Origin of the sequence: Microbacterium terrae (assembly GCF_017831975.1) — a bacterium.
In the GTDB taxonomy this organism is placed as follows: Bacteria; Actinomycetota; Actinomycetes; order Actinomycetales; family Microbacteriaceae; genus Microbacterium; species Microbacterium terrae.
Genome location: NZ_JAFDSS010000001.1, coordinates 1,288,902 through 1,304,555 on the forward strand (window position 1 = coordinate 1,288,902; position 15,654 = coordinate 1,304,555).

Below are 15,654 nucleotides of genomic sequence, written 5' to 3' on the forward strand. Positions count from 1 at the left end.
CTCAGTCCGTCGCGGCGTCCTCGGGCACGCGGACCATGACCTCCTGAGCGATGCTGGCCAGCAGCCGCCCGTCCGCTGAGAAGATGCGTCCGGTGGCGAGTCCGCGACCGCCCCGCGCCGACGGGGATTCCTGCGCGTAGAGCATCCACTCGTCGACCCGCCCGAATCGGTGCCACCACATGGCGTGGTCGAGGCTCGCGACCTTGAGGCCGCGCGTCTGCCACGGCACCCCGTGCCGGCGCAGGATCGACTCCTGGATGGTCAGATCGCTGAGGTACGCGAGGGCGGCGCGGTGGATGAGGGGCGAGTCGGGGATCGGGCGGCGCACCTTCATCCACACCGCCTGGCTGGGTCGCTGCTCGCCCTCGACCGACACGTAGATCGGCGATGGGATGTGGCGCAGCTCCACCGGCCGGTCGGTGAACAGCCGCTTCGAGACCGGGTGCAGGCCGACGAGGCCGGCCTCGACGTCGGGGAGCTCGTCGGGCATCGGCACATCGGCGGGGAACGGCGCCTGATGCTCGAGACCCGGATCCTCGTCCTGGAACGACGCGATCATCGAGAAGATCGGCACGCCGTCCTGATAGGCCTGCGTGCGGCGGGTCGAGAAGGAGCGGCCGTCGTGGATGCGGTCGACCGAGAACGTGATGCCCTTCGATGCGTCGCCCGGGCGCAGGAAGTACCCGTGCATCGAGTGCACGAAGCGGTCTCCCTCGATGGTGTGCTGCGCCGCCACGATCGACTGGGCGAGGACCTGACCGCCGTAGACCCGGCCGAGGGGCATCGACTGCGACACCCCGGTGAAGATGTCCTCGGTGGTGCGGGCATCCGATCCTGCGAGGTCCAGCACGGCGAGCATCGAGGCGACGGGGTCGTTCTCCGGGGCGATGCCGTCGGGCACGGGCTGGGTGGCGTCGGTCACAGTGTCTCCGTCTCGGGGCCGTGCCGGCCGGTCGGGGGCCGCGCGTTCCGCTTGGTAGTTTAGGGCGGATGTCGCAGCGCCTGATCTTCCCCGACGCCCATGCCGCCTCCGATGCCCTGACCTTCGCCGGCCGCACCCGCCAGCTCGGTGACGGCGCGGTGCGCCTGCGCGCCGCAGACGGGGTGCTCGTGATGACCTCGGCGCCCCTGGCCCCGCGCGGACTGTTCGACGCCACGCCGACCGTGCTCGGCATGCGGATGCTGCCGGTCGACCCCGAACTGGTCTGCGACATCGTCGTGGACGCGCAGTCGCTGGCCGGGGCGGTCGGAGAGACCACGGCGGTCGAACTGCCCGACGTCGCGGTCTCGGCGCCGTGGACGGGTGTCACCCCGCCGCGCTCGGGGTGGGACGAGGTCGCCGGCATCCGGGCATCCGTGCTCGCATCACGCGCGCAATGGGGCATCGCGTCGGTGGCGGAGGCGATGCCGCAGAACCCGGGTGAAGACGTCGTGCGCTCGATCCGCGCCTCAGTGTGGGGCGCTCCCGACGACGCGCTCGGCGGACTGCCGCTGGGCACCGCGTTCGCCGCGTTCGCGCTGGGTTTCATCGCCGGCGACGAGGTGGCCCGTGTGCGGACGGCTGGGCCCTGGACTCGGCTGACGCTGGAGCGCGGCCACGTGATCGTGCGGGGTCCGGTCCGCACCGGGCTCACCGACGTGCGCTCGACCGGCACGGCGAGCTGACCCGTTCTGCGTCGTGCGGGTGCGACACTTGCCCCATGGCTGTGATCGACAACGCGATCTACGTGGACGGGCATCGGGTGTCGACTCCGGATGACCTCGCGTCGACTTCCGAGGCCCTCGCCGAACACGGGGGATTCGCGTGGATCGGCCTCTACCGTCCGGGGCCCGACGAGCTCGGCCTGGTCGCGGGGGAGTTCGATCTGCATCCCCTCGCGGTGGAGGATGCGCTCGTCGGCCACCAGCGCTCCAAGCTCGAGCGCTACGGCGACACCCTGTTCCTCGTGCTGCGGCCGGCGCGATACCTCGACGATGTCGAGGCCATCGAGTTCGGCGAGGTCGATCTGTTCGTCGGCCGCGATTTCGTCGTCGCCGTGCGGCACGCGGAGTCGCCCGACCTCGCCCGCGTGCGCGCGCGCCTGGAGAGCGCACCCGAACTGCTCGGCCGCGGGACCATGGGGGTGCTCTACGCGATCCTCGACCAGATCGTCGACGAATACGCGCCCGTGATGGAGGGCCTCGAGAACGACATCGACGAGATCGAGGCGCAGCTGTTCAGCGGCGATCCCGCCGTGACCAAGCGCATCTACGATCTGGCGGGCGAGGTGATGGAGACCAAACGCGCCATCGCCCCGCTGCAGGGGATCATCACCGCGATCCGCGACGACCTCGAGTCGCGCGAGAGCGTCGACGACTCCGCTCTCGAGCTGCGGCGTGGCCTGCGCGACGTGCTCGACCACGTCCTGCGCACGGTCGAGAAGATCGAGGAGTACCGTCAGACCCTCCAGAACGCGCTGACCGTCCACGCAACGCTCGTCGCGCAGCGTCAGAACGAGACGAGCCTGGCGCAGTCCGAGCAGACGAAGCGCATATCGAGCTGGGCGGCGATCATCTTCGCTCCCTCGCTCATCACCGGCATCTACGGCATGAACTTCGTGTTCATGCCCGAGTTGGCGTGGCCGTGGGGCTATCCGCTCGCCCTGCTCGCCATGGCGGCTTTCGCGTTCACCCTGTACCGCATCTTCAAGAAGCGGAGCTGGCTGTAGCTCACACCGCCGCTGCGGCAGCCCGTCCGGCGATCCGTCCCGAGAACAGGCATCCGCCCACGAAGGTGCCCTCGAGTGCGCGGTAGCCGTGCACGCCGCCGCCGCCGAATCCGCTCGCCTCGCCCGCTGCGTACAGGCCCGGGATGGGCGATCCGTCGGCGCCGAGCGCACGGCCCGACAGATCGGTCTCGATGCCTCCGAGCGACTTGCGGGTGAGTACGTGCAGCTTCACCGCGATCAGCGGTCCGTTCTTGGGGTCGAGGATCCGGTGCGGGGTCGCCGTGCGGATGAGCTTGTCGCCCCGGTAGGCGCGGGCAGAGCGCAGCATCGCGATCTGGGCGTCTTTCGTGAAGTCGTTGTCGACCTCGCGGTCCCGCGACTCGACCTCGAGCCGCACCTGAGCGGGGTCGAGCACGTCGCCGCCCGGAAGGGCCTGCATGCCTGCGATGAGCTCGTCGAGGGTGTCGCGCACGACGAAGTCCGCCCCCTGGTCCATGAAGGCCTGCACGGGCCCGCCGGCGCCCTTTCCGAGCCGCGTCTTCGCGAGCAGGCGCACGTCCTTGCCGGTGAGGTCGGGGTTCTGCTCACTGCCCGAGAGCGTGAACTCCTTCTCGATGATCCTCTGCGACAGAACGAACCAGGAGTGGTCGTGTCCGGTCGCGCGCAGGTGCGCAAGCGTGCCGAGCGTGTCGAAGCCCGGGAAGAGAGGAACGGGCAGTCGTGCGCCGGTCGCGTCGAGCCAGACCGACGACGGGCCGGGGAGGATCCGGATGCCGTGCTCGGGCCACACCGGGTTCCAGTTCTGGATGCCTTCCACGTAGTGCCACATGCGGTCGCCGTTGATGAGCCGGGCGCCCGCCGCCGCCGTGACGGCATGCATCGAGCCGTCGACGTAAGCCGGAACGCCGGTGATCATCGTCTCCGGCGCCGTACCGAGCCGTGCCGGCCAGTTCGCTCGGACCAGATCGTGGTTGCCGCCGATGCCGCCCGACGACACGATGGTCGCGCCCGCCGCGATCTCGAACTCCCCGACCGTCTCGCGCGAGGTCGCGACGCCGCGTGCCGCCCCGCTCGGCGCCAGGACGTCGCCGCGCGCGCCCGTGACCACGCCGTCGACGTCGACCAGTGCCGTGACGCGGTGACGGGGGAGGACGGTCAGGCGCCCGTCCGCCTCGGCCTGTTCGAGCGCCGCTTGGAACGGTGCGACCAGCCCGGGCCCGGTGCCCCAGGTGATGTGGAAGCGCGGCACCGAATTGCCAGGCCCGGTCGCCGTGTAGCCACCGCGCTCCGCCCACCCCACGACCGGGAAGAAGCCGACGCCCTTCTCCCGCAGCCACGCGCGCTTCTCCTGATGCGCGAAGTGCAGGTACGCCTCCGCCCAGCGGCGGGGCCAGGCATCCTCGTCGCGATCGAACCCGGCGGTGCCGAACCAGTCCTGACGGGCGAGTTCGAGCGAGTCGGTGATGCCGAAGCGGCGCTGCTCGGGGGAGTCGATGAAGAACAGGCCGCCGAACGACCACCACGCCTGGCCGCCGAGGTTGCTGCGGGGCTCCTGGTCGATCACGACGACCCGTTTGCCGGCGGCGACGGCTTCGCCTGCGGCGACGAGGCCGGCGAGACCCCATCCGATGACGAGCACATCAGCGGTGTGCGTGGCGGTTGCGGGCATTGTCGACTCCTTCGTCAACGGGCGGGGGGAGGGGGGGGGGAGGAGAGTCAGTCGTCGTCGCGGGGCGCCGAGACGATCGGGATATGGGACCGGGGTGCATCGCCTGCGGGGGAGCCCGTCGTGGCGTCACGGCCCGCGGCGGCCGGTCCGATGCCCGTGGGCTCGAACGTGTTCACCATCGCATGCGCGGCGCGCTGCAGGTAGTCCCACAGCGTGGCCTCGTGCAGCGGCGAGAGATCGAGCTCGTCGACGGCGACGCGCATGTGCTGCAGCCAGCGGTCACGCGCGTCGGGGTTGACGTGGAACCCCGCGTGCCGCATCCGCAGCCGCGGGTGACCCCGCTGCTCGCCGTACGTGGTGGGGCCGCCCCAGTACTGCTCGAGGAACATCAGCAGTCGGTGCTCCGCCGGGCCGAGATCCTCCTCGGGATACATGGGTCGCAGCACCTCGTCGTCGGCGACGCCGCGGTAGAAGGCGGCGACGAGCCGCACGAACACGTCATGGCCGCCGACCTCGTCGTAGAAGCTCACCGGCGTGGCGTCGCTCACGGCTTGTCCTCGGCTTCGGAGGACTGGTCGTCGGATGCGTCGGGGGCGGTGTGCGGCTTCGACTTGGCCGTCCGCTTCGGGCGCCAGACCGGCCGCTCCGCGATGGGCTGAGCCACCGGGTTCGGCCGGGTCTTCGGCGGATTGGCGCCGCGCACGCGCAGGGCGCCCTCGATGCCCGTCGGCATGACGGCCGACAGCGACGGGAGTGCGATGCCCAGGTCGTCGAGCGCGTGCTTGATGCGCATGCGCAGCTCGCGCGCGACGTCGTCCTTCGCGTTCGCGCGGGTCTTCATGACGAGACGGATCACCAGCGCGTCTCCTGAGATCGACTCGAGGCCCCAGACCTCGGGCTGCTCGAGCACGCGGGTGCGCCACTTCGGGTCGGCCGCCAGATCGCGGGCGGTCGTGAGCAGGGTCTTCTCGACGAGGTCGATGTCGGAGTCGACGGCGACGGCGAGATCGATGATCACGCGCGACCAGCCCTGCGAGAGGTTGCCGATGCGGGTGATCTCGCCGTTGCGCACGTACCAGAGCGTGCCGTTCACGTCGCGGACGTGGGTGATGCGCACGCTGACGTACTCGACGACGCCCGATGCGAGCCCCAGATCGACGACGTCGCCGATGCCGACCTGGTCTTCGGCGACGATGAAGATGCCGTTCAGCACGTCCTTCACGATGTTCTGCGCGCCGAAGCCGAGCCCCGCGCCGATCGCCGCGCTCAGCAGCGTGAGCGAGGCCAGCACGTCGGGCGCGACGACCATGATGCAGAGCATGAACGCGATGATCACGATGATCACGCCCACGATGTTCTGCAGGATCGACCCGAGCGTGCGCGTGCGCTGCACCAGCCGAACCGAAGCCAGTGGCGACCGCTCGAGAGCCATGGTGTCGAGTACGCTCGCGCGGGACTTCGCGCCGTTGACGATCCGGTCGACGACGCGGCGGATCACGATCCGCAGGATCCACGCGACGATGATCGCGCCGACCACGATGCCGAGCATCGTCAGCAGGGTGACGCCCGCGTCCACGAGCCACTGGCCGATCGTCGCCCAGAAGGTGGGATCGGTGATTTCGGGCGTGTCGGTTCCGGTCGTGTCGCCGCCGGTCGAATCGAGGGGTGGTCTGATCATCGGGACGATCCTAACGACGGATGCCTCGGCCCGCCTGAGAGCGGGGCCGAGGCATCCGAGGGTCGATCACTGCGCGTCGCGCTCCTGCACAGCGAGTGCGCGCTCGACGCCGGCGAGGTTCTCGGCGACGAGGCGACGCAGGGCGGGGGCGGCGTCGGCGTTCGCCTCGAGCCAGGCGCGCGTGGCGTCGCGCAGCGCGACGTCCGCGAGCGGGGCCGGGTACAGGCCGACGATGAGGTACTGGGCGATCTGGTACGTGCGGGAGTCCCAGATCGGCAGCAGCGCTGCGAAGTACGCATCGACGAAGCCGGCGAGCAGGTCGCGCCCCGCGGGGTGGACGAAACCGGCCGCGGCCGAGCGCACGATGGTGTTCGGCTGGTCGGCGTTGTCGACCAGCGACGACCAGGCGATCTGCTTGGCCTCGGCCGTCGGCAGCGCGGCGCGAGCCTGCGCGGCGAACTCGCCGCCCTTGGCGGTGTTGTCCGCGGCGAGGGCGGAATCGACGTCGGCCGCGGTGACGAGGCCCCCGGCAGCGAGCGAGACGAGCAGCTGCCACGAGAGGTCGGTGTCGATCTCGAGGCCGGCGAACGTCGCGTCACCCGAGCGGAGGCTTGCGACCTTCGCCCACTGGTCCGCGGTCGCAGCGGCGCCGGCGAACGCGGTGACGAACTGCAGCTGGCTGTCGCTGCCCGCGTCGGCGCCCTCAGCGAGCGCCCAGAGCGCGTCGGCGACCTTCTCGCGGGTCGCCTCGCGCTTGGCCGGTGCGACGTACGCGTTCGCCGCGAGGAGCAGCTGTGCGAGCGTGGTGCGGACGGTGGTCGACTCCGTCTCGGAGCCGATGTTGCGCAGCACCAGGTCGACGTAATCGGATGCCGATGCCTCGGCGTCGCGGGTCTGGTCCCACGCCGCGCCCCAGACGAGCGAGCGCGCGAGCGGGTCGCTGATCTGTCCGAGGTGGTCGATCGCGGTCTTCAACGAACGCTCGTCGAGGCGGATCTTCGCGTAGGCGAGGTCCTCGTCGTTGAGCAGCACGAGGTCGGGGCGCGTGAGGCCCTTCAGCTGCGGAACCTCGGTGAGGTCGCCGTCGACGTCGAGCTCGATGTGGTGCACGCGCCCGAGCGCATCGCCCTCGAGGCTGTAGAAGCCGACACCGAGACGGTGGGGGCGGATCGTCGGGTAGTCAGCCGGAGCGGTCTGCACGATCGCGAACCGGGTGATGACGCCGTCGGCGTCGGTCACGATCTCGGGCGAGAGGGTGTTCACGCCGGCGGTCTCGAGCCACTTGCGCGACCAGGTCGACAGGTCGCGGCCGCTCGTGACCTCGAGCTCGGCCAGCAGGTCACCCACCTCGGTGTTCGACCACTGGTGCTTCTTGAAGTAGGCCGCCACGCCGGCGAAGAACTCCTCGATGCCCACCCAGGCGGCGAGCTGCTTGAGCACCGACCCGCCCTTGGCGTAGGTGATGCCGTCGAAGTTCACCTGCACGTCTTCGAGGTCGTTGATCGTCGCGACGACCGGGTGCGTCGAGGGGAGCTGGTCCTGGCGGTACGCCCACGACTTCTCCATGGCGTTGAACGTGGTCCACGCCTCGGTCCACTCGGTCGCCTCGGCAGTGGCGATGGTCGACGCCCATTCGGCGAACGACTCGTTGAGCCAGAGGTCGTTCCACCACTTCATGGTGACGAGGTCGCCGAACCACATGTGGGCGAGCTCGTGGAGGATCGTGACGACCCGTCGCTCCTTGACCGCGTCGGTCACCTTGGAGCGGAAGACGTACGTCTCTGTGAAGGTCACCGCGCCGGCGTTCTCCATCGCCCCCGCGTTGAACTCGGGCACGAACAGCTGGTCGTACTTCGCGAAGGGGTACGGGAAGTCGAACTTCTCCTCGAAGTACGCGAAGCCCTCGCGCGTCTTGTCGAAGATGTAGTCGGCGTCGAGGTGCTGCCAGAGGCTCTTGCGACCGTAGACGCCGAGCGGGACGACCCGGCCCGATGCGCTCGTGAGCTCCGAGAACGTCGACTCGTAGGGCCCGGCGACGAGCGCGGTGATGTACGACGAGATGCGCGGGGTCGGCTCGAACGTCCACGTCGCGACACCGTCGCCGGCGGCGGTGGGCTCGGGCGTGGGGGAGTTGGAGACGACCTTCCAGGCGGCCGGGGCGGTCACCGTGAACTGGAACGTGGCCTTGAGGTCGGGCTGCTCGAACACCGCGAATACGCGGCGCGAGTCGGGCACCTCGAACTGGGAGTACAGGTACACCTCGCCGTCGACCGGGTCGACGAAGCGGTGCAGGCCCTCACCGGTGTTCGTGTACAGCGCGTCGGCGTCGACGACCAGCTCGTTCTCCGCGGCGAGGCCGTCGAGGGCGATGCGCGAGTCGGCGAACGCGGAGGCGGGGTCGATCGTGCGGCCGTTCAGGGTGATCTCGCGCACCTCGCGCGCGATCAGGTCGATGAAGGTCGATGCGCCCTCCGTCGCGGTGAAGCGGATGACGGCGCGGGATCCGAAGACCTCGGCGCCCTTCGTCAGGTCGAGCGCTACCTCGTACGACTGCGTGTCGACGATCGCGCGGCGCTCCTGCGCCTCGATGCGGGTGAGGTTCTCTCCAGGCACTGCGATGCTCCCGTGGGTGTGGGTGGGATGAGCTCGGCCGGCGGCGACTGCCGCAGGCCGTTCCGTGGATGCCGGAGCGCTGCTGGCGCCGACGGCAACCCTCCCACCCTACGCTCCGCCTCGGCCCGATGCGCGCGCGATCACGCGTATGTGAACAGCGGAGGAAAGACCAGCACGACGACGACGGCCCAGGCGAGGTACACCGGCAGGTACGCGGTCTGCCAGCGCTCGAGTGTCGCGAACGGCGTGCGGCCGACCACGAAGCGCGTCTGGAGCACGATGGCCACGACCAGGTTCACGAGCAGGATCACGTTGAGACCGAGCGACGCCGCCTTGTTCGCGGTCAGTCCGAACTCCCCGATGCGGGTCAGCATGGCCACGAGCACGATGAGGTCGACGGCGACTGCAGTCGCGAGGAGTACGAGCTGCAGGCGCTCGAACCACGACGGCGGCGCGAGCGGGTCGCGCGCGCTCATCGCGTAGAGCACCAGTCCGAGCACGATCAGCAGCGTGATGTCGAACAGGATCAGGAGGTTCCGATCGACCTCACCGAGACCGCCCTGCAGCAGGCCGACGACGATGAGGGCGACCATGAGAGCGGTGAACAGCGGCGTGAAAGCGCGCGTGAGCACCGGAGCGATGTTCTCGATCACCGCCTGCTTCGCCTCGACGAGCCAGGCCGCCACGAGCACCGCGCCGGCGGCGCCGCACGGGATCATCCAGTCCTGGGCGAACCGCGCCGCATCCACGCCGATCGCGGAGAAGAGCGCGATCGTGAGCGCCACCAGCACCGCGCCGCCCAGCGCGATGAGCGCGTAGTACACGGCCCACTCGCCCGTGAAGCGGATGAAGTCCATGCGGGTCGCGGCGTTGCGCCACGCGCCGGCCGCGAAGACGATCCCCAGCAGCAGCCAGAGGGCGATCGGCGCGTGGACGATTGCGAGCATCTCGGTCATCCCGCCCGCGACGAACGGGTAGACGAGGTTGGCCGTCGTGATCGCGACGAACCCGACGGTCGCCGCGACGACGCCGAGGAGCGGAGCGCGGCGCACGACGGCGAAGTAGCCGGCCAGACACGCCAGCACGAGCGAGATCGACGCGGAGAACGCCGCAGGACCGCCCCCGAAGAACTGTTCGGCGCCGGGTGCGTCGAACAGCGTCGGGATCTTCACGAGGATGCCTGCCAGGAACGCGAACCCGAGTGCCAGGGCGAGCCCGGACGAGCCGCTCGGTCGCGCCGGTGCACCCACGAGCTGCTTCCACAGGCGCTCGGTGTGCTCGCGCGCGTATTCCTGCGACAGGTCGTCGACCGCGCCCAGGCGCTTCAGCGCGATGAGGAAGGCCTCGTCATCGGCGAGGCCGGAACCGGTGAGGGCGTCGATGCGCTCGCGCAGGTGCGCCTCGAGCTCATCGACGTCGGCGGGGGCGATGGCGCGCTGAGCGGCGACGGACGAACGCCACTCCGCGACCGCGGCGTCGAGCGAGAAGTCCGCCATGTCAGGCACCTCCCCACGCGAGGGCTGCTCCGCCGTCGCGCTCGGTCCAGACGCGGGCGAGCGCGGCGCTCACCACCGTCCACTGCGAACGCTGCTCGGCGAGTGCTGCCTCGCCCGAACGGCTGAGGCGGTAATGCTTGCGCGGGCGCCCGGCGGGCGACGACACCCACGACGACTCCACGTGCCCGAGCCGCTCGAGCCGGTGCAGCAGCGGGTACAGCATCCCGTCGCTCCACTCGAGCTGCCCGTCGGAGAGCTCGGCGATCCGCTGCAGGATCGCGTATCCGTAGCTCTCACCCTCCGAGAGGATGCCGAGCACGAGCGGCGTCGCCGTGGCGGCGACGAGGTCTTTGCCGATGCGCATCGCATGCACCTACCTTGCAGTTCTATGTACCTAGAGCTACAAGGTATCACTCGCACCTCGAGAGGTCGATCATCGCCCACACGGTGCGAGGATGGGGGAGTGACTGCGAGTGACACCGCCCCCGCCTCATCCGAACCGCTCGTCCCGTACGCGTCGCCGGCCGCCGCAGCCGGCGCGCCGTACATCGAGACGCCTGTCGCGTACGACGGAATCCTCCTGGCCGGATTCGGCGGCCCCGAGGGGCAGGACGACGTGATCCCGTTCCTGCGCAACGTGACGCGCGGACGCGGCATCCCCGACGAGCGGCTCGAAGAGGTCGCGCACCACTACCGGCATTTCGACGGGATCAGCCCGATCAACGCCCAGAACCGAGCGCTGAAGTCCGCGCTCGAGGCGGAGCTCGCCCGCCGTGCGATCGCCCTGCCGGTGTATTGGGGCAATCGCAACTGGGCGCCGTACCTCGAGGACGCGGTGCAGGAGGCGGATGCCGCCGGCGACCGCAATCTGCTCGCCCTCGCGACGAGCGCGTACTCGTCGTTCTCGAGCTGCCGCCAGTACCGCGAGGACTTCGCCCGCGTGCTCGACGAGACGGGCCTCGCCGCCAGCATCACCATCGACAAGGTGCGCCAGTTCTTCGACCACCCGGGCTTCGTCCAGCCGTTCGTCGACGGCGTGCGCGCGGCGGTCGCGGGGTTCCTCGCAGACGGCGTTGCGGCCGACGGCATCCGCGTGCTGTTCTCGACCCACAGCATCCCCACCGCCGACGCCGAGCGCTCCGGGCCCCGCGAGGGCGACCCGGCGCACCGCGACTTCGGCGAAGGCGGCGCCTACGCCGCGCAGCATCTCGCCGTCGCCGAGGTCGTGATGGATGCCGTCGCCGCCGAGGTCCCCGGATCGGAGGGCATCGCGTGGGAGCTCGTCTACCAGTCCCGCTCGGGCCCGCCCTCGCAGCCCTGGCTCGAGCCCGACGTGAACGACGTGATCGCGGGTCTCCCGGAGCTGGGTGCACAGGCGGTCGTGATCGTGCCGCTCGGATTCATGAGCGATCACATGGAGGTGCTCTGGGATCTCGACACCGAGGCGATGGATGCCGCCGCCGAGGCCGGTCTCCGCGCGGTGCGCACGCCCACCCCGGGAGTCGACCCCGCGTTCGTCGCGGGCCTGGTCGACCTCGTCGAGGAGCGCCTGAACGGCACCCCCGCGGCGGATCGCCCGCACCGGACCGCTCTCGGGCCCTGGTTCGATGTGTGCCGGCCCGCCTGCTGCGAGAACGTCCGCGCCGGCTTCAAGCCCGCGGCATCCGGCATCGCCCCCTGACCTCACGAGCTCCCGACGTCACAGACCGCCGTGCGAGCCGCCCCGGCGCGCACCGTCAATAGGATGAGACCCATGCGCATCCATATCGCGACCGATCACGCCGGCCTCGAGTTCTCCACGCAGCTGCAGCACCACCTGGCCGCCCAGGGGCACGATGTGATCGACCACGGACCGATCGAGTACGACGCGCTCGACGACTACCCGGCGTTCTGCATCCGCGCCGCGCAGGCGGTCGTCGCCGACCAGGAGGCAGGCGTCGAGGCGCTGGGCGTCGTGTTCGGCGGCTCGGGCAACGGCGAGCAGATCGCCGCGAACAAGGTGCGTGGCATCCGTGCCGCCCTCGCCTGGTCGATCGCCACCGCCGAGCTCGCCCGCGAGCACAACGACGCCAACGTCATCGCGATCGGTGCCAGGCAGCACACGTTCGATGAGGCGGTCGGCTTCATCGACCGGTTCATCGCGACCCCGTTCTCGGGCGAGGAGCGTCACGCCCGCCGCATCGGCCAGCTCGCGGCGTACGAGACCGACGGCACCCTCGAGCCCGACCCGCGCGCCGCGGTCTGAGCCGCTGTGCCCGAGGGTCACTCCGTCCACCGGATCGCACGACAGTTCGACCGCAACTTCGTCGGGCGCTCGGTCACCGCATCGAGCCCGCAGGGGCGGTTCGCCGAGGGGGCTGCCGTGATCTCCGGTCGTGCCGTCACCGCGGTGCGGGCGGTGGGCAAGCAGATGTTCGTCGAGTTCGACGACGACCTCTGGCTGCGCGTGCACCTCGGCATGTACGGGGCGTGGGACTTCGCCGGCGAGATCCTCGTCGACCCGACGATCGCCTCCGCGAACGGACGGATGGGGCAGACGAATCAGCGCGGCACCGACCTCGATGCGCCGGCGCTCGACGATGACCCGATCCTCGACGACGCCGGAGAGAACTCGCTCACGTCGATCGGAGCACCTCGGCGCACGCGCGTGCACGTGCGGATGTCGGAGCAGACCACCGGCCTCGGCGGTGACGACGCGCAGTGGCCGCCGGCCCCGGTCGGCCAGGTGCGGCTTCGCCTCCTCACCGATCTGACGTGCGCCGACCTCCGCGGACCCACCGCGTGCGAGCTGCAGACCCCCGACGAGGTCGCGGCAACCATCGCGAAGCTCGGTCCCGATCCCCTCGTCGACGACGTCGCCGAGGGCGAGGAGCGCTTCACCGCAGTGGTGCGCCGCAAGCCGACGGCGATCGGCCTGCTGCTGATGGATCAGAGCGTCGTGAGCGGGATCGGCAATGTGTACCGCGCAGAACTGCTCTTCCGCGCACGCCAGAATCCGCACACGCCGGGTCGCGACGTGCCGGAGGACGTCGTGCGCGGCCTGTGGCGCGACTGGGTGCGGATGCTCGCGATCGGCGTCGAGACCGGTCAGATGATGACCATGGACGACCTCTCGCCGGCCGACTACCGCAAGGCGATGGCCAGTCGAGACGACCGGCACTGGGTCTACCACCGCGCGGGGCTGCCCTGCCGGGTGTGCGGCACCGCGGTGATCGTCGAGGAGGCCGCCACCCGCAAGCTGTACTGGTGCCCGTCCTGCCAGGCGTGAACGCCTCCTAGGCTGGGAAGATGCGCCAGAACCCGAGCTTCGCGATGACCGACGTCGCCGAGATCCGCCGGCTGATCGAGCAGAATCCGTGGGTCACGCTCGTGAGCCACACGCCCGACGGCCTGGTGGCTTCGCACTACGCCGTGCTGCTCGACGACGACCGCGGCGATCTCACCATCGTCGGCCACGTGGGCCGCCCCGACGACCTCGTGCACGGGCTCGGCGCGACCGAGCTGCTGGTGGTCGTGCAGGGACCGCACGGATACGTCTCGCCCGGCTGGTACGGCGACGTCGCCGCGGTGCCCACCTGGAACTTCGTGTCGGCGCACCTGTCGGGCGTGCCCGAGCTGCTCACCCCCGAGGAGAACCTGCGGGTGCTCGAGCGGCTGGTCGCGCGGTTCGAGAGTTCTATGGACGCACCGCGACTCATGTGGGAAGCCCCGAACGACCCCGACTTCGTCCACAAGCTCGAGCGGGGCACGATCGGCTTCCGGCTCACGCCGACCCGTGTCGTGGGCAAGCGCAAGCTGAGCCAGAACAAGTCCGACGAGGTCGTCGAGAACGTCATCGTCGAGCTCGAGCGCGGATCCGGTGCGTACGCCGACCCCCGTCTGCCGGCCGAGATGCGCCGCGATCTCGCGACGCGAAAGGCCGCGCGATGAGCGTCGCGGCCGGGGAGACCGTCGACGTCGTGACCGACGTGCGCTTGGCAGCCCCCGAGCGCATGGACCCGTTCGGCGACGAGCCGGTCGACGTGCACCTCGCCGAGGGGGTCATCGTCGACATCGCACCGCCCGGGGCCCTGCCACGCCGGGGCGCGGTGCTCGACGGCGCCGGCGCCTGGCTCGCACCGGGGCTCTGGGACCATCACGTCCACGTGGTGCAGTGGGCCCTCGCCGCTCAGCGCACGCCGCTCGGCGACGCGACCTCGGCGGCCCAGGCGGCCGCGGTGATGGGCGCGGCGGCCGCAAGGCCCGACGGCCGTCGCATCGGCACGGGCTTCCGCGATGCGCTCTGGCCGGATCGACCGACCGTGGCGATGCTGGATGCCGCCACCGGCGACGTGCCGACGTACCTGATCAACGCCGACGTCCACAGTGTCTGGCTGAACTCCGCCGCGCTGCGGCGTGAGTCGATGACCGCCGACGACAGCGGGATGCTGCGGGAGGCTCCGGCGTTCGAGATCTCGCGACGCCTCAACGCGGTCGCGCCCGCAGACGCCGACGCCGCCGTCGCGGTGATGACCCGGGCGGCGGCCGCGAAGGGCATCGTCGGACTGGTCGATCTCGACATGGCGTGGAACGAGGAGGCCTGGGCCCGGCGCATCGGAGCCGGCTTCGACACCCTCCGCGTCGAGTTCGGGATCTACCCCGACCACCTCGATCGGGCGATCGCCGAGGGTCTCCAGACGGGTGATGTCGCGCGGGGCGCGGCATCCGACCTCGCCCGTGTCGGCGCCCTCAAGGTCATCACCGACGGGTCGCTCGGCACCCGCACCGCGGCGTGCTCGCACCACTATCCCGGCGACCCGTCCAACCACGGTCTGCTCACCGTCGACCCGGCGATGCTCGTCGACCTCATGACCGCCGCCACCGGGGCCGGCCTCGCGTGCGCCATCCATGCGATCGGCGACCTCGCCAACACGAATGCTCTCGACGCCTTCGCCGCGACCGGAGCCTGGGGCTCGATCGAGCACGCGCAGCTCGTCGCACACGCCGACATCCCGCGGTTCGGCCGCCTCGGCGTCTCGGCCAGCGTGCAGCCCGAGCACGCCATCGACGACCGCGACCTCACCGACACGATCTGGGCCGAGCAGACGGCGCAGCCGTATCCGCTCCGCGCCCTCGCCGACACCGGCGCGAACCTCCTCTTCGGGTCGGACGCTCCGGTGTCGGACCTCGACCCGTGGGCGGCCATCGCCGCAGCCGTGCACCGCACCCGCGGCGGTCGGCCCGCCTGGCAGCCCCAGCAGGGCGTGGACCCCGAGACGGCGCTGGCCGCCTCCACACACGGCGGTTCGGAGCGGCCCGCCCGCATCGAACCGGGACGACTCGCCGACCTCGTGCTCTGCGGCCGGGACCCGCTGACCGCGGGCGATGCGGACCTGCGGACGATGCCGGTCGCCGCGACGCTCCTCGGCGGACGCCTGACGCACGTCGGCTGACCGCCGGCAACCGGCCGGCCCCGCTTCGCCGGCGCGCCCGCAAGGGGGACAGCCCCCG

The 15,654-nt window shown here is 70.7% G+C and carries 14 protein-coding genes; 7 read left to right on the forward strand and 7 right to left on the reverse strand.

Annotation, left to right across the window (positions count from 1 at the left end; translation table 11 throughout):
• Nucleotide 1 precedes the first annotated feature (1 nt).
• Nucleotides 2-859, reverse strand: a complete 858-nt coding sequence (locus tag JOD63_RS05955) for an acyl-CoA thioesterase (protein WP_045276316.1) — start codon at nucleotides 857-859, stop codon at nucleotides 2-4.
• 131 nt (nucleotides 860-990) lie between these two features.
• Here JOD63_RS05955 and JOD63_RS05960 point away from each other — a divergent pair, with 131 nt between their 5' ends.
• Nucleotides 991-1,665 (forward strand): hypothetical protein, encoded by a 675-nt coding sequence (locus tag JOD63_RS05960; protein ID WP_045276202.1) that lies wholly within the window; start codon nucleotides 991-993, stop codon nucleotides 1,663-1,665.
• Between the two features lie 35 nt (nucleotides 1,666-1,700).
• A complete protein-coding gene (locus tag JOD63_RS05965) occupies nucleotides 1,701-2,708 on the forward strand; it encodes a magnesium and cobalt transport protein CorA (RefSeq protein WP_045276201.1) in 1,008 nt (335 codons plus the stop codon).
• Between the two features lies 1 nt (nucleotide 2,709).
• On the opposite strand, the gene JOD63_RS05970 is transcribed toward JOD63_RS05965, so the two are convergent.
• The 6 genes from JOD63_RS05970 to JOD63_RS05995 form a co-directional block, all read right to left on the reverse strand.
• Complete coding sequence (locus tag JOD63_RS05970; protein ID WP_045276200.1) at nucleotides 2,710-4,377, reverse strand: FAD-binding dehydrogenase; 1,668 nt, start codon at nucleotides 4,375-4,377, stop codon at nucleotides 2,710-2,712.
• Between the two features lie 47 nt (nucleotides 4,378-4,424).
• Complete coding sequence (locus tag JOD63_RS05975; RefSeq protein WP_211088062.1) at nucleotides 4,425-4,925, reverse strand: globin; 501 nt, start codon at nucleotides 4,923-4,925, stop codon at nucleotides 4,425-4,427.
• Nucleotides 4,922-6,055 carry a mechanosensitive ion channel family protein gene (locus tag JOD63_RS05980; RefSeq protein ID WP_045274056.1) on the reverse strand — a complete coding sequence of 378 codons (1,134 nt, stop codon included), beginning with the start codon at nucleotides 6,053-6,055 and terminating at the stop codon, nucleotides 4,922-4,924. The genes JOD63_RS05975 and JOD63_RS05980 overlap by 4 nt, the downstream gene beginning before the upstream one ends.
• Nucleotides 6,056-6,121: 66 nt before the next feature.
• Nucleotides 6,122-8,668 carry an aminopeptidase N gene (gene pepN / locus JOD63_RS05985; RefSeq protein ID WP_045274055.1) on the reverse strand — a complete coding sequence of 849 codons (2,547 nt, stop codon included), beginning with the start codon at nucleotides 8,666-8,668 and terminating at the stop codon, nucleotides 6,122-6,124.
• A gap of 140 nt (nucleotides 8,669-8,808) precedes the next feature.
• Nucleotides 8,809-10,164 (reverse strand): permease prefix domain 1-containing protein, encoded by a 1,356-nt coding sequence (locus tag JOD63_RS05990; RefSeq protein WP_045274054.1) that lies wholly within the window; start codon nucleotides 10,162-10,164, stop codon nucleotides 8,809-8,811.
• A gap of 1 nt (nucleotide 10,165) precedes the next feature.
• Nucleotides 10,166-10,528: a PadR family transcriptional regulator gene (locus JOD63_RS05995; protein ID WP_045274053.1), complete on the reverse strand. Its 363-nt coding sequence runs from the start codon at nucleotides 10,526-10,528 to the stop codon at nucleotides 10,166-10,168.
• Nucleotides 10,529-10,627: 99 nt separating this feature from the next.
• On the opposite strand from JOD63_RS05995, the gene JOD63_RS06000 reads away from it, so the two are divergent.
• The 5 genes from JOD63_RS06000 (at nucleotide 10,628) to JOD63_RS06020 (ending at nucleotide 15,596) form a co-directional block, all read left to right on the forward strand.
• Nucleotides 10,628-11,845, forward strand: coding sequence for a ferrochelatase (locus tag JOD63_RS06000; protein WP_045274052.1), 1,218 nt, complete (start codon nucleotides 10,628-10,630; stop codon nucleotides 11,843-11,845).
• 72 nt (nucleotides 11,846-11,917) lie between these two features.
• Nucleotides 11,918-12,409, forward strand: a complete 492-nt coding sequence (locus tag JOD63_RS06005) for a ribose-5-phosphate isomerase (RefSeq protein ID WP_045274051.1) — start codon at nucleotides 11,918-11,920, stop codon at nucleotides 12,407-12,409.
• Nucleotides 12,410-12,415: 6 nt separating this feature from the next.
• A complete protein-coding gene (locus tag JOD63_RS06010; protein ID WP_045274050.1) occupies nucleotides 12,416-13,432 on the forward strand; it encodes an Fpg/Nei family DNA glycosylase in 1,017 nt (338 codons plus the stop codon).
• A gap of 20 nt (nucleotides 13,433-13,452) precedes the next feature.
• A complete protein-coding gene (locus tag JOD63_RS06015) occupies nucleotides 13,453-14,094 on the forward strand; it encodes an FMN-binding negative transcriptional regulator (protein ID WP_045274049.1) in 642 nt (213 codons plus the stop codon).
• Nucleotides 14,091-15,596: an amidohydrolase gene (locus JOD63_RS06020; RefSeq protein WP_045274048.1), complete on the forward strand. Its 1,506-nt coding sequence runs from the start codon at nucleotides 14,091-14,093 to the stop codon at nucleotides 15,594-15,596. Before JOD63_RS06015 ends, JOD63_RS06020 begins: the two co-directional genes overlap by 4 nt.
• Nucleotides 15,597-15,654 lie beyond the last annotated feature (58 nt).

What these genes read in the sequence shown, in the direction of transcription:
- JOD63_RS05955 (WP_045276316.1), bottom strand. Translation starts at nt 859, where the DNA reads ATGCTCGCCGTGCTGGACCTCGCAGGATCGGATGCCCGCACCACCGAG.
- JOD63_RS05960 (WP_045276202.1), top strand. Translation starts at nt 991, where the DNA reads ATGTCGCAGCGCCTGATCTTCCCCGACGCCCATGCCGCCTCCGATGCC.
- JOD63_RS05965 (WP_045276201.1), top strand. Translation starts at nt 1,701, where the DNA reads ATGGCTGTGATCGACAACGCGATCTACGTGGACGGGCATCGGGTGTCG.
- JOD63_RS05970 (WP_045276200.1), bottom strand. Translation starts at nt 4,377, where the DNA reads ATGCCCGCAACCGCCACGCACACCGCTGATGTGCTCGTCATCGGATGG.
- JOD63_RS05980 (WP_045274056.1), bottom strand. Translation starts at nt 6,055, where the DNA reads ATGATCAGACCACCCCTCGATTCGACCGGCGGCGACACGACCGGAACC.
- JOD63_RS05990 (WP_045274054.1), bottom strand. Translation starts at nt 10,164, where the DNA reads ATGGCGGACTTCTCGCTCGACGCCGCGGTCGCGGAGTGGCGTTCGTCC.
- JOD63_RS05995 (WP_045274053.1), bottom strand. Translation starts at nt 10,528, where the DNA reads ATGCGCATCGGCAAAGACCTCGTCGCCGCCACGGCGACGCCGCTCGTG.
- JOD63_RS06005 (WP_045274051.1), top strand. Translation starts at nt 11,918, where the DNA reads ATGCGCATCCATATCGCGACCGATCACGCCGGCCTCGAGTTCTCCACG.
- JOD63_RS06015 (WP_045274049.1), top strand. Translation starts at nt 13,453, where the DNA reads ATGCGCCAGAACCCGAGCTTCGCGATGACCGACGTCGCCGAGATCCGC.
- JOD63_RS06020 (WP_045274048.1), top strand. Translation starts at nt 14,091, where the DNA reads ATGAGCGTCGCGGCCGGGGAGACCGTCGACGTCGTGACCGACGTGCGC.